The organism is Prevotella sp. TCVGH, from assembly GCF_023522295.1.
Lineage (GTDB): Bacteria > Bacteroidota > Bacteroidia > Bacteroidales > Bacteroidaceae > Prevotella > Prevotella timonensis.
Window position 1 is genome coordinate 1 of the sequence record NZ_QFFX01000013.1, and the last position, 13957, is coordinate 13957.

General features: G+C 43.3%; 10 protein-coding genes and 1 other RNA gene. 6 read left to right on the plus strand and 5 right to left on the minus strand.

Going from position 1 to position 13957, the window contains the following annotated elements:
* Positions 1 to 141: 141 nt before the first annotated feature.
* Positions 142 to 807 carry an MgtC/SapB family protein gene (locus DEM91_RS03825; protein WP_249858059.1) on the minus strand — a complete coding sequence of 222 codons (666 nt, stop codon included), beginning with the start codon at positions 805 to 807 and terminating at the stop codon, positions 142 to 144.
* Positions 808 to 954: 147 nt separating this feature from the next.
* Here DEM91_RS03825 and DEM91_RS03830 point away from each other — a divergent pair, with 147 nt between their 5' ends.
* Positions 955 to 2160, plus strand: coding sequence for an L-serine ammonia-lyase (locus DEM91_RS03830; RefSeq protein WP_249858060.1), 1206 nt, complete (start codon positions 955 to 957; stop codon positions 2158 to 2160).
* On the opposite strand, the gene DEM91_RS03835 is transcribed toward DEM91_RS03830, so the two are convergent.
* From DEM91_RS03835 to DEM91_RS03845, 3 genes are read right to left on the minus strand one after another with little or no spacing between them, the layout of a single operon-like run.
* Positions 2157 to 3707: a DUF5687 family protein gene (locus DEM91_RS03835; protein WP_249858061.1), complete on the minus strand. Its 1551-nt coding sequence runs from the start codon at positions 3705 to 3707 to the stop codon at positions 2157 to 2159. The genes DEM91_RS03830 and DEM91_RS03835 overlap by 4 nt on opposite strands.
* Positions 3708 to 3752: 45 nt before the next feature.
* Positions 3753 to 4388, minus strand: a complete 636-nt coding sequence (locus DEM91_RS03840; protein ID WP_249858062.1) for a LolA-like putative outer membrane lipoprotein chaperone — start codon at positions 4386 to 4388, stop codon at positions 3753 to 3755.
* A gap of 14 nt (positions 4389 to 4402) precedes the next feature.
* Positions 4403 to 6865, minus strand: a complete 2463-nt coding sequence (locus DEM91_RS03845; RefSeq protein ID WP_249858095.1) for an FtsK/SpoIIIE family DNA translocase — start codon at positions 6863 to 6865, stop codon at positions 4403 to 4405.
* A gap of 109 nt (positions 6866 to 6974) precedes the next feature.
* On the opposite strand from DEM91_RS03845, the gene DEM91_RS03850 reads away from it, so the two are divergent.
* The 4 genes from DEM91_RS03850 (at position 6975) to dapA (ending at position 11260) form a co-directional block, all read left to right on the plus strand.
* A complete protein-coding gene (locus DEM91_RS03850; RefSeq protein WP_036927251.1) occupies positions 6975 to 7625 on the plus strand; it encodes a 3'-5' exonuclease in 651 nt (216 codons plus the stop codon).
* Positions 7618 to 8802 carry a class I SAM-dependent rRNA methyltransferase gene (locus tag DEM91_RS03855; RefSeq protein WP_275975243.1) on the plus strand — a complete coding sequence of 395 codons (1185 nt, stop codon included), beginning with the start codon at positions 7618 to 7620 and terminating at the stop codon, positions 8800 to 8802. The genes DEM91_RS03850 and DEM91_RS03855 overlap by 8 nt, the downstream gene beginning before the upstream one ends.
* A 40-nt stretch (positions 8803 to 8842) precedes the next feature.
* Positions 8843 to 10207, plus strand: a complete 1365-nt coding sequence (tilS, locus tag DEM91_RS03860; RefSeq protein ID WP_249858063.1) for a tRNA lysidine(34) synthetase TilS — start codon at positions 8843 to 8845, stop codon at positions 10205 to 10207.
* A gap of 165 nt (positions 10208 to 10372) precedes the next feature.
* The gene (gene dapA / locus DEM91_RS03865; RefSeq protein WP_249858064.1) at positions 10373 to 11260 is read left to right on the plus strand and encodes a 4-hydroxy-tetrahydrodipicolinate synthase; all 888 of its coding nucleotides are present in this window, start codon (positions 10373 to 10375) and stop codon (positions 11258 to 11260) included.
* Between the two features lie 415 nt (positions 11261 to 11675).
* Here dapA and DEM91_RS03870 read toward each other — a convergent pair whose 3' ends face one another.
* On the minus strand, positions 11676 to 13127 hold the full coding sequence (locus DEM91_RS03870) for a Do family serine endopeptidase (protein WP_249858065.1): 1452 nt from the start codon (positions 13125 to 13127) through the stop codon (positions 11676 to 11678).
* 292 nt (positions 13128 to 13419) lie between these two features.
* Between DEM91_RS03870 and rnpB the strand changes: the two genes are divergently transcribed.
* An RNA gene (gene rnpB / locus DEM91_RS03875) (RNase P RNA component class A) lies at positions 13420 to 13828 on the plus strand.
* Positions 13829 to 13957: the final 129 nt, after the last annotated feature.

Genomic DNA, 13957 nt, shown 5'->3' on the forward strand with positions numbered 1-13957 from the left:
TCTTTTAAGTTCTTTTGTCATATTATTTTACTTTTTATGAGGTTAATAATATGTCAAGCTATTTCAGTATAAGACAGTTAGTAGCGTTAAGTCAATAACTTCATTTTATAGGTGATTGCGAGTAACAAATCTGAAGATTTGTTATTCTATATTTTCAACGGTCACCCCGTCAAATTCAGAGATGAAATCAATAAAACCGTTGTCAAACTTACTTCGCTTCATCACCATTTCCATGCTGACATGGTAAGCCTCTTTGGCTTGAAAACTTTCAAGTTTTACACGGTATGAATGTAGAACAGCCTTTTCGTTTTTTAATCTTAAAAGAATTTCATCAATATGTGCTTTGTCTGGTGAGATAAAGGAAAAACTGATATGGCGTGTTCCAAAATGCTGTATCGTGTAGTTCAGAACCTCCAAACAGATAAGCACCAAAACCGTGCTGGCAACGGAAATGGTGAACAATCCCGCACCCGTAGCCAAGCCGATGGCGGAAGTAACCCACAAACCCGCAGCAGTGGTGAGGCCTCTGACTACATGTTTTTGGAAAATAATCGTTCCTGCTCCGATAAAACCAATACCGCTAACCACCTGTGAAGCAATGCGTGAAGGGTCTAAAGAGACGTTGGGTGAGGTCTCCAAAATGTGAGAAAAGCCATATTGTGAAACAACCATGAAGAGCGCACTACCAAGGGCTACCAAAAAATGGGTGCGAAAACCTGCTTCTTTGGCACGATATTCCCGTTCTATCCCAATCAGACCGCCTAAGATGCCTGCAATGAAAATCCGAATAATGAAGGTTAATTCCATAAATTACTTTTATCTTTGCGAAGATAAATAAATTTTAGTGAAAATACAAATGAGTATCGAAAAAAATCCATTATCTTTGTATAGCGTATTGAGTTGTTCATTTTTTATCGAACAATCTCAGGCTTTTTTTATAGGAATAACAGTGTTATGAAATCTCTAAAAGAACTATACAAAATAGGAAAAGGCCCTTCGAGTAGCCATACGATGGGACCGCAATTGGCTTCAAAAATCTTTTTGAATAAGTATCCTCAGGCAGACAGCTATGAAGTTACGCTCTATGGAAGTTTGGCAGCCACAGGGAAAGGTCACTTGACCGATGTGGCTATTGCTGGTGTTTTGGGCGAGCACAAGGATTTGGATATCGTTTGGAAACCGCAAATATTCCTCCCTTTTCATCCCAATGGCATGCTGTTTAAGGCTTTTGATGCGCATAAACAAGAAATAGGAGAGTGGACTGTTTATAGTGTGGGCGGTGGTGCTTTGTCCGAGGGCAAGGGCAAAGACGACATGTTCAACACAAAGAGTGTCTATGAAATGAATACCTTGGCAGAAATTATGGCGTGGTGCGAGGAGAATGGGCGCAGCTTTTGGGAGTATGTCGATGAATGCGAAGACGATGATATATGGGACTACTTGCTCGAAGTGTGGCAAGTGATGAAAGAAGCTGTGGAGAGAGGCATCAACCATGAAGGTGTCTTGCCCGGTCCTCTGAACTTGAGACGCAAGGCAGCCAGTTATTTCGTGAAAGCCAATGGTTACAAGAAATCACTTCAGTCACGGGCGTTGGTCTATGCCTATGCGCTGGCTGTGAGTGAAGAGAATGCTTCGGGAGGTACCATTGTGACCGCACCCACATGTGGATCATGTGGAGTGATGCCTGCTGTGCTTTACCATTTGTCGAAAGGACACGGCTTCAGTGATACTCGAATTGTGCATGCCATGGCAACAGCAGGCTTGTTTGGGAACATTGTCAAGTACAATGCTTCTATCTCAGGAGCTGATGTCGGTTGTCAAGGTGAGGTTGGTGTGGCTTGTGCGATGGTATCAGCAGCAGCTTGTCAACTATTTGGGGGCAGCATTGCTCAAATAGAATATGCCGCCGAAATGGGACTCGAACACCATTTGGGAATGACATGCGACCCTGTTTGTGGATTAGTTCAAATCCCTTGTATCGAGCGAAATGCCTTTGCGGCAACCAGAGCATTGGATGCAAACCTATACGCAACGTTCTCGGATGGTAAGCACCATGTGTCCTTTGATAAAGTGGTTCGGGTGATGAAAAAGACGGGTCATGATTTACCTTCCTTGTACAAAGAGACGAGTGAGGGTGGGTTGGCTGCCGAAATTTGTTAGCGAGAGGCTTGAAATCCCTCTAACAATTCGTACTTCTTGTGCATCATTCTGTTGTATATGTTGCGCAACCACCAAGGACTACTGCATACGAAAAGACTGCCAATGACGATGAGCAGGATATAAATCTGAAAATTGTTCAGGAAGATTTGCAACACCGACATGAATGACGGAGGAACTGTTACGCAGATGATGTTGATGAGCGGCTGTCGGTAGTTGTTGTGAGAGTAATTCTTATTGATAAACTTTTTGTTGAGTGGAATGCACTGTTTGTTGTACACAGCCAATTGAAAAAGCAAAAAGTATTGAAATCCTGCCGTGAAAACCGCATAAGAAATGATTTGAAGAACATCAAACTTCCCTGAAAAAAGGGTGGGAAGCATGAGTATCAACGGCATGATGAGCATTCCCACATAAAAGAGATATTTGGCTTTGAGTAAGCTGAGAATATTCTCTTTTTGTACCATGAGACAGTCGATGTAATTGCCCTCGTAGTCCATAATGCGTGAAAGCGACATCGCACCAAATACCACAAAGTTGTAAAAACTAAAGAAGTCGGTGTAAAAAGTCCCATCATAAACATCAGTGAAAGCCAACAATAAGGAAAAAAGTATGACAATTGACATGCTTCCAATGAACGTTTTGCGAGGGTTTTTATTACGAAGAATCGATTGAATTTCGAGTTGTAAATAAGTTCCTACATCCCCATAGTTTTCAAACAAAGAGAGTTTCTTAAGTGTAGACGCATTGGTTTTCTCTGTATTTTCCAGTTCGCTTGTGATATGGGTATATTGAATGTGGCGGTTCAGCACGATGAGCGCAATCAATAGTAACATGGAACCGAGGAAGGGGAGTGGGTTGTTCGCTTCTATAAGCGTTCCTATTGTGGCATAGACAGAAAGCAAATTCTCTATTCCCGCATTCTCTCCAATATACCAAGGTGACGCTAAAATGGCAAAAATGCCGATAGGTAACAGCCACCAAAATACAGAGTCTGTGGTCAAAATTCGTGTGATATCATAAACTTGTCGGTTCAGATAAATCAAGAGCGTGTAGAAGGCAAGAATCCCAAGGCTTATCCATATTCCAAAGCTAAACAGCACAGACATCAGCAAATAGGGGATGATGAAGGCGTACCAAATAAAGTTTGAGGCTTTGAAGAACGACATACCGATGAGGTTGTCTATGCAGGTGTATTTGGAAATGGGGAGGAGTATGTAGGGTTTTACTAATTGGGCAGGGGCTTCTTGGGTGGTTAAACTAAACATAAAGTCAGCCGCAAGAATGAAAGGAATGATGGAACAAATAAATTCCAACGATGTCATGGAGGTGCTGCCTTGTACAAGAAGAGAGAAAAGAATAGCCAAAAAAGCCATGTAAATCAGCCCAAAGACGATTCCTACCCACATCACAATTTGGGCAATTTTGTTTTGTTGAAAGCTCAAGCTACGCTTTTCTGCAAGTTTGCGATGCCGCCACATCATCTTAAAGAGTGCTATTCGCTGTTGGAAGTCTGTGGCAGATAAACAAAGTTTTGTTCGGTTCATCATGTTGTGGCTTGACTTAAATGGAGAAGGATGCGTTGGCTGGTTGGCTTATCTCAAATCAATCACTTCTGCAGAAGGGAAATCTCGTGATTTGAAAACAAACAAGTTGTTGGGTAAGTTCTTGGTACGGAAGTTACGAACTTGAATGGTAGACCATTGATTGCCTTGCTTGATTTTGATTTGTGCAGGGATGTAATTACCCTTATTGATTAAAATGTACATCTCGGAAATACTGCTTCGCTTGTTTTGAGCAACCATTCGTATCTGATAATTGTTTCCCACGGTTTTGCTATACAGTTGGTATCCAGATTTATACATATAGATAAAAGTATAAGGATTCATGGAAACCTGTTGCGTATGTGAAGGAGAGGAGATGTTCACTTCGTTGGTTTGCTTCAGGTAGCTCCACTGGGTTTTGCCATCGAACCACACCGTTGCCTGTGGCATACGTGCATAAAACTTTGCGCCTTTAATGGCAATAGAGCCATTGGTTTTACCCAATTTAGGATGCGAATAGGTGAAATTGGCACTCGCACCCGCCTTGTTTCCGATGATAGCAGCTGTCTTATCAAGAATTTTTCGTGCTTGTTGGTTGTTTTGAGCGTGAATTGAAATGGAAAAAACCAATGCAATAAGTACTGCTCCTGCTTTCAAAAATATATTCTGTAATTTACGTTGTTTCATATTGTTGATGTTGTTTATCCATGTATGTTACTGATGATAGCATTCAGAGACGCTTCATCTTGAACCAATACATCGCGCGGTTTACTACCTTGTGCTGGTCCTACGATTCCTGCAGCTTCTAACTGATCCATCAATCTTCCTGCACGATTGTACCCTATGGAGAAGCGTCTTTGAATCATACTTGTGGAGCCACTCTTAGAAGTGACAATGGCATGGGCAGCTTCTTCAAAGAATGGGTCGAGACTCTGAATGTCATTTCCTCCACCAGTAGTCCCCGTTTTCCCGTCAACGGCAGGTTCTGGCAGTTGCAAAGGTTCTACAGGACCGGGCTGATTTTCTATAAATTCGTTGATTCTTTCTATCTCTGGTGTGTCTACAAACGCACACTGAACACGGACAGGTTCGTTGCCATTTAAGAAGAGTAAGTCTCCACGACCCACTAATTGGTTGGCACCCGGTCTGTCTAAGATGGTTCTCGAATCAATCATCGCACTTACTTTGAATGCCATTCTGCCAGGGAAGTTCGCCTTAATATTACCCGTAATGATGTTTGCCGTAGGACGTTGTGTTGCAATAATCATGTGAATACCCACCGCACGAGCTAACTGTGCAATACGCGTGATAGGCATTTCAATCTCTCTACCAGCAGTCATAATCAAATCGCCATACTCATCAATGATGACAACGATATAAGGCATGTATTCGTGTCCTTTGGTTAAGTTGAGCTGATGATTGACAAATTTACGGTTATATTCTTTGATATTACGTGCTCCCGCTAATTTCAGCATGTCGTAACGATAGTCCATTAAGGTGCAAAGTGAATTTAACGTTCTCACCACCTTCGTTACATCGGTGATGATAGGCTCGTCATCATTCCCCGGAGCCGTTGCCATAAAATGATCTGTAATGCGGGAGTAAACACTAAATTCTACTTTCTTAGGGTCGATGAGGACAATCTTCAACTCATTGGGATGTTTCTTGTAGAGTAGTGAGGTGATGATCGCATTCAGTCCCACAGATTTACCTTGTCCTGTTGCTCCAGCCACTAAAAGGTGCGGAATCTTTGCCAAATCAACCATAAACACCTCATTGGTAATGGTTTTTCCAATGGCTAAAGGCAGTTCCATCTTTGACTCTTGGAATCTCTTGGAATTCAAGATGCTTTCCATGGACACAATGGTAGGCTTTTTGTTCGGCACTTCAATACCAATTGTCCCCTTCCCTGGAATTGGAGCGATAATACGTATGCCCAACGCAGCCAAGCTTAGCGCAATGTCATCTTCAAGGTTTCTAATCTTAGAGATACGTACACCTTCGGCTGGTGTTATTTCGTAAAGGGTGATAGTAGGACCTACGGTTGCCTTAATTTCACGAATGGCGACCCCAAAGCTGTTGAGCACTTCGACAATGCGAGCATTGTTGGCTTTTATTTCCTCCATATCCACTTGGGGTTTGTCTTCTTCGTTGTACTTCTTAAGCAAGTCCAATTGTGGATATTTGTAATTCAAGAACGGCTCTTTAGGATTGATAGGAGTCTTCAAAACCTCTTCTACTGTCAAGGTTTTACCCGTCGCTTTTTCTCCTTCTGTAGCCACCTCAACCGTTAAGTTGCCGTCATTGTCACCCTCGGCATTCGAAGATTGTGCCGATGTTTTCGGCGTTTTTTTACCTTCTTGCTTGTTTAGCATGGACACATCGGTGAGGTCTACCACTGTTGACGGTGCCTCCTCTTCAGGTTCTTCAGAAGGATTAACGTCCTCTTCTGCGTCTTCCTCGGGTTCCACTGTCGCTTCAGGTTTCGCATCGTTATGATGGGAAAGATTTGTCACCGTAAAGGGAATCTTACTTGTCAGATACTTCACGGGGTTCAAAGCCTTTCTGATGACCTCTATGGTTTCTGCACTCAGGTAGGTTAAGAACATGAGTGCCACTAACAATAACACCGCTGTTAAGCCGGGAGGACCTACCAAATTCTCTAATTGTTGGACACAAAAGACACCGTGGTTGCCGCCAGGATTGAAGACTTGGTCACCCATAATTGGAGTTGCAAACTTCGCTAAGGTGACAGAACTCCATATCATTACAACGGTACATCCAAGGAACCATTTCCAAAGATTGACATAGTAGGCTTTCATGAGCTTCAAACCAACCAAAATGAAAAATGCTGGGATGAGGAATGAAGGGATGCCAAAGTTGAGCGTGATGAGCGAGTAGGCGATGATAGCCCCTATACTTCCACAGTAATTTGCAAAGGATTGGTCGGCATTCATCCATTCTCTGGGACGCAAATCTTCAAGAATACTCTGATCTGCTTGACCCGTAGAAAAATAAGAAACCATTGCAATAATGACGTATATTGCAATGACTAATAAAATAACTCCTAAGAGGAAGTCCGTCTTCTCGTTACTCAATATATTTTGAAAGCCGACAGCTTCTCCTACATTTTTAGGCTTGCGTTCTGGCTTCTTTCTTTTCACGCCCATATTATATCCTGTGATTTGATTGCAAAAATAGTGTAAAAATGTCAGAATCCTTTATGTTTTCAGAACTTTTTTCTATTTTTGCAAAACATAAAAATAACGAACTATGATGCGAATACTTTATAGTAAATTTAACAAAGAAGCTATCCACGAACTTCCACAAGTTTTATTTACGGGTCGAATCATAGTCATCACCTCAGAGAAAAAGGCAGAAAAAGCGGTTGATTTTCTTCTCAAGCAAAGCATTTTGGGCGTTGATACAGAGACGCGCCCCGTGTTTAGAAAGGGGCAATCTTATAAGGTCTCTCTGCTTCAAGTGGCTACGCATGACACCTGTTTTCTGTTCCGATTGAATATTTTAGGCATCACTCCATCCATCAAACGATTGTTGGAAAATACAGAAACCAAGATGATTGGCTTATCTTGGCATGATGATCTCTTGGCTCTCCATAAGCGATCTGACTTTAAGAAAGGTAACTTTATTGATTTACAAGACATTATCGGAGATTTAGGAATTAAAGATTTAAGCTTGCAAAAGTTGTATGCAAACATTTTTAGGCAAAAGATTAGTAAGCGTCAACGACTCACAAATTGGAACAATGAAACGCTCTCAGAAAAGCAAAAGCAATATGCTGCCACCGATGCTTGGGCGTGTATTCAGCTGTATGAAGAAATCATGCGTCTCAAAGTGAGTGGGGATTACCAGTTAGTGCAGGTGGAGGAAGAATCTAAGAATAATGAAGTAAAGAATGATTAGTAAAACAATTCAACTGAAAAAAGGTAAAGAGGAGTCTCTCAATCGGTTTCATCCTTGGATATTTTCGGGTGCTATCCTAAAAAAAGATGATGACATTGAAGAGGGTGAAGTCGTGAAGGTTTACACGTACGACAAGCGTTTCATCGCCTTGGGGCATTACCAAATAGGCTCCATAGCGGTACGAGTGTTGTCGTTTAGTGACACAGAAATCTCGCTCTCATTTTGGGTCTCTCGTCTTCAGTCCGCATTCGACATGCGGAGAGCCATTGGACTTGCTGACCTTTCTGATAACAATACCTTCCGATTGGTGCATGGAGAGGGCGATAACCTACCGGGATTGATTATAGACTGCTATGGCACGACAGCCGTGATGCAAGCCCATAGCGTGGGAATGCATCGACAGCGGCATGAGATATGCGAAGCCTTAAAGCAGGTCATGGGCAACCGAATAGAAAGTGTGTATTACAAAAGTGAAACGACACTACCTTATAAAGCCGACTTGGGACAAGAAAATGAGTTCTTGTTAGGTGCCAGTAAAGATGATGTTGCCCTTGAAAATGGATTAAAATTTCATGTGGATTGGTTGAAAGGGCAGAAGACAGGCTTTTTCATTGACCAACGAGAGAATCGTTGCTTGCTTGAAAAATATGCGCAAGGTCGCTCGGTTCTTAACATGTTTTGCTACACTGGTGGTTTTTCTGTGTATGCCATGCGAGGCGGAGCTAAATTAGTACACTCCGTAGACAGTAGTGCCAAAGCCATTGAGTTAACCAATGCGAACATTCAAATGAATTTCCCAAATGACGAACGGCATGCTTCTTTTTGCGACGATGCCTTCAAATTCTTGGACAGTCATGATGCGCAATACGATTTAATGGTGTTGGATCCGCCTGCTTTTGCCAAACATCGAGGGGCTTTGCGCAATGCCCTAAAGGGTTACACACGCCTCAATCTGAAAGGATTTGAACGCATCAAGCCCGGTGGCATCTTGTTCACGTTCAGCTGTTCGCAAGTAGTTACCAAGGACAACTTCCGTAATGCCGTGTTTACAGCGGCTGCACAGGCAGGGAGGAATGTACGGATTCTGCACCAACTTCACCAACCTGCCGACCATCCTGTGAACATTTATCATCCTGAAGGTGAGTATCTCAAGGGATTGGTGCTATATGTAGAGTAGTGAGACGAATGGGGGTACGTGCCCTTCTCCTTGTTTCAAATTGACACAACCATCTGTAGTGAACGACTTTGAGCGACATATCGAGCAGTACATCTCCTCCTTGTCATTATTAAATAAGGAGGAGCTTTACCTCGTGGCTCTATCGGGCGGGGCAGATAGTGTGTGCTTGCTTCGATGTTTACAGAGCTTGGGTTATCGGTTGGAGGCGGTGCATTGCCATTTTCATCTGCGTGCAGAAGAGGCGGATAGGGATTTATCGTTTTGTCAAGACCTATGCGCCCAGTTGCAAATACCTTTCCATTCCACTCACTTCGATACCAAGACTTATGCCCAATCTCACGGGGTGAGCATAGAAATGGCTGCTCGAGATTTGCGCTATTCGTATTTCCGAAAAATGGTACAGGTTCGCCATGCTGCTGCTGTGTGCGTGGGGCATCACAGCGAGGACAGTGTAGAAACGATATTGCTCAATTTGGTTCGGTCGACAGGGATTCATGGATTGACGGGCATCTCACCAAAGAAAGGAATCATTGTTCGTCCACTTCTTTGTGTTAATCGTCTGAAAATCATAGATTACCTCCATTCCATTCAACAAAACTATGTAACCGATAGCACCAATTTTGTTGCCGATGTGCAGCGCAATCAAATGCGACTACAGGTCATTCCGCAATTGGAGAAAATCAATCCTGCCGCACAAGTCAACATCTTGAAGGCGGCACAACGGTTATCGGACATTGCCGACATCTTCGACAACTATTTGTCGCAGCAGGTGCGTTGGCAGCCGTCAGAGGGTTATCGTTGGTTTCCTATTGCCGAGCTGACGCACGAATATATCTTGTGGTATCTGTTAAAAGACTTTCATTTCACCTCTGTGCAGGTAGAACAGATTTGGCAAAACCTCCATGGCGAAAGTGGAAAGCAATGGCAATCGTCCACACACGCACTTTTGTTGGACCGCAAACGACTGCTCATTGCTGCCCGTTCGGCATTTCCCTCGACCGTGTTGAGCATGCCACGGATAGGCAATTACCACTATGATGACAAATGGCAATTGGCGATTTCGCAAGAACAACCCAACTTAAGTGCCGCTGACCTCAAAGATCCCCATTGTGCCTTTGTCGACAGTCACCATGTCGCTTTTCCCTTGTGCCTTCGTCCCGTCCGTTCGGCAGACCGCTTTCAGCCGTTCGGCATGAAAGGTTCACAACTGTTGAGCGACTACATGACCAATCGAAAGATGTCGGTTTTCGACAAACGTATGCAGTTGGTGTTGACCGATGCCCATGACCACATCGTGTGGGTAGTGAATCAACGGACGGCTAATTGGTGCCGTGTAACGGATGAAACCACCGAAGTGCTTAAGGTTGTGTGTACGACTGCTCCTTGTCATTCATCATCATTTTGAGTCCTCCGTGTGGCGATAAGCGGCTTCCTTCCATCAAAGCATTTTCACAAAGAACAACTACGGGCATTGCAGAAAAGAAAAGGAAAGTGCACACTTTTGTGCTTTCATTGCTTGATTATCACATTAAAACATTATATTTGCAATATCATTAAAGACAAACACAGTATGAAATATCATCAATTCAAAGGATTGGGCATTGCCGTTGTCACTCCTTTTACACAAAGTGGAGCGGTGGATTATCATGCATTAGAACGATTGGTGAAATATCAATTGGAGAGTGGAGCCGACTTTCTTTGTATCCTTGCAACGACAGGAGAAACGCCTTGTTTAAGTTGTGATGAAAAGGATGCCATCACATCGTTGGTGAAAGACGTCAATCAAGGTAAAGTTCCGATACTCAAATATTGTGGAGGAAACAACACCGCCGCTGTGATAGCAGAGATGCAATCAACAGATTGGAGCGGAATTGATGGTATCTTGAGCATTTGTCCCTATTATAATAAGCCTTCACAAGAGGGCTTGTATCAGCATTTCAAAGCCATTTCCCAAGCCAGTCCGCTGCCTATCGTGATGTATAACGTGCCAGGACGAACGGGAGTGAATATGAGTGCGGAAACAACACTTCGATTGGCGTGGGAATGTGAGAACATTGTTGGAATTAAAGAAGCATCGGGTAGCTTGGAGCATGTGGATGAAATGATCAAAGGAAAGCCCGAGAGATTTGATGTTATCAGTGGTGATGATGCCCTTACCTTTTCAATGATTGCCAGTGGTGCGGCTGGTGTAATATCGGTCATCGGTAACGCTTTGCCAAAAGAGTTCTCGCGGATGATACGACTTGAGTTTCAAGGAGAGTACGAACCAGCTCGCAAGATTCACCACATGTTTACCGAACTCTACAGCCTCTTGTTTGTAGATGGCAACCCAGCAGGTGTGAAAGCCCTGTTGAGTGATATGGGATTGATAGAGAATGTGCTGCGTTTACCTTTGGTGCCGACGACCATTAAGACAAAAGAGAAGATGGCTGCCATCTTAAAGGATATGAGGATATAAGGGGAAGTTTATCGTTTTTATCTTTTATGGTTGGATAAAGGCTGGTTCTATAAATTACCACCGCATATAGTCATTCAATTTTTATGAAATACGTTTTGTTATCTTTTGGCTTCTTTTTGGTTCAAAATGTAAGTTCGTTCAGTCGTGTAGCTCGCTACACTCCTTCACTCTCTTGCATTTTGACCTCAAAAATAAGCTCAAAATCTAACAAAGCTAATTTGTAGAACCAGCCTAAAACTTTTCCTACTCCGTGGTGTGAGTAGCCATGCTCAACCTCTTGAGTTGTCAATTTCACTTACACCGAATGTTGAACTTCAAAATAAAACCGCTGATGTTTACAAACTATTTGTGTAAACATCAGCGGTACTGTTTAATTTAATCTATCGTATAATTCGCTGATTTTGTTTTGGTGAAACTACTCGTTTACCATGACAGCGAAGTAATCTCTCTTACCTGAAGGCCAAATACCTTTGATGTAAAGTACTGGGTCCTTACTGGTGGAGGCTTTCTTTACCGCAAGTTGCAAGTCGCTTAACGATTTCATCGGTGTGTCGTTCACATCTTGAATAACGAATCCCTTTGCGATACCAACCTCTTTCAGCGGTCCGTTGCTCACCTTCATCACCTCTAATCCGTAGCTAATGCGCAGTTGTTCTTTCTGACTCTGCGTGATTTCACGGTAATTTCCGCCTAACACATCCAAGTCAGCAACTTTCACAATGTTGGTGTTTCCTTGTGCATTCTTTAAGGTAACGGTCTTATTTACCTTATTTTTATGGTGTAAGAAAGTAATCGACATCTTGTCGCCAGGACGCTTGCTGTTAATCATTTCTTGCAGTTCTGCCATTTTTGTCACTCTCTTTCCATCGATATGCGTAATGACATCGCCTTCTTTCAAGCCTGCGGCAGCACCAGCACCATCTTCTTCTACCTTTGCAACATACACACCAGAGTTAGTTCCTAAGTCCACGTCCTTGCCTTTGTCCTTTTCTGCGTTGATGTAGTTGAGCACATCTTGTCCTTGAATGCCCAACATCGCACGCTGAACATTGCCATATTTCTTCAAATCTTCTACCACCTTACTCATAATACTGGTAGGGATAGCAAAGCCATAACCAGCATACGAACCTGTTTGCGAGTAAAGCATGGCATTGATGCCTACCAGCTCGCCTTGTGCATTCACGAGTGCACCTCCTGAGTTTCCTTGGTTAATAGCAGCGTCGGTCTGGATGAAGCTCTCTACACCGTTGGCATAGAGCGAACGTGCTTTGGCACTCACAATACCAGCTGTCACCGTGTTGTTCAATCCAAAGGGGTTGCCAATAGCGATGACCCATTCGCCCACCTTCAGGTTGTCCGAGTTCCCGATGGCGAGAGTTGGCAGGTTCTTACCTTCTATTTTGATGAGTGCTAAGTCTGTCATTTTGTCTGTTCCTATGATGCGAGCCGAAAATTCTCGGTTGTCACTCAAGGTCACTGTCAACTCATCTGCTCCTTCAACAACGTGATTGTTGGTCACGATGTACCCATCGCTCGAGATAATAACGCCAGAGCCAGTAGCTCTCTTCGGTGGAGTCTGCATTTGTCGTTTTTGAGAACCACCGTCACCAAAGATGTCTCCAAAGGGGAATCCAAAGAAGTCGGAGAACGGATTGCGTTGTTGCACTTCAACGGTCTTCCCATTTTGCACATATTTAATATGCACAACGGCAGGCAGTGCCTTTTCTGAAGCGTAAGTTAAATCAACGGGTTGTCCTGCAATAGGAGCCTGATCGCCAGCCGCATTTACCTTGATAAACGAGCCAGCCGAAAAAGCTAATGCGATAACACACATGGCTGTGAGCAAATAACTTGAATACTTTTTCATGTAGTTTATAATTAAAAAATGTTTTGTAATATTTCGTTAGAAAATGTAAGCACAATGGCTACCATTCTCTTTGTTTTGTTTCTTTGCTTGCAAATTTAATGTCTAATGCGATGATTATGCCAAAATGTCTTATATCTTTATCCCAATTTAACATTTGCGTTTCGCTCCTTAACGGCTCTTAAGTACTGCATTGTTCTTTTTTACAGAATTTACTTGTTGCAGCGGTTCTATGGAATTGTATGGATTTGTTTTATGGTTCGCAATTTTTTTGTTATCTTTGCTCCCATAAAAACAAGTGCTCTGGCTCTGCCGCTGGTATCGAATGATACGAGAGGAAAGTCCGGGCAACACAGGACACTCCACTTCTGAAAGTAGAAGCTATTGGTGACAGTAGGTGTCGGTAGAAGAAAATAACCGCTCACTGGTAACAGGGAGTAAGGGTGAGAAGGTGGTGTAAGAGACCACCAGCTAACGGGTGATCGTTAGGCTGTGCCATCTGGAGGTTGCAAATTCGCGTAAACCATTGACGGAGAGTTGTCCGCTCGAACACTCGGTAGACTTGGAGCGTCATGCTACAGTAGACCGCTTGTGGCAATGGAGGGTAGAATGCTGGAGTTGGAGGGTGACCTTCAATGTAGATAAATGGTGGAGCACCAGTGCGAACTTGGTGACAGAACCCGGCTTATAGGAGCACTTGATTTTTTTTGTTCATTTGGATACCACAGCGTGCGGACGTAGTTTGAGCGGTCGGGTGGATGTTGTCCTCCTATCAGTATCGGCGAGAGACGCCCCTGTTGGAAATGCTCATGCGGCAAACACGGTATATAACG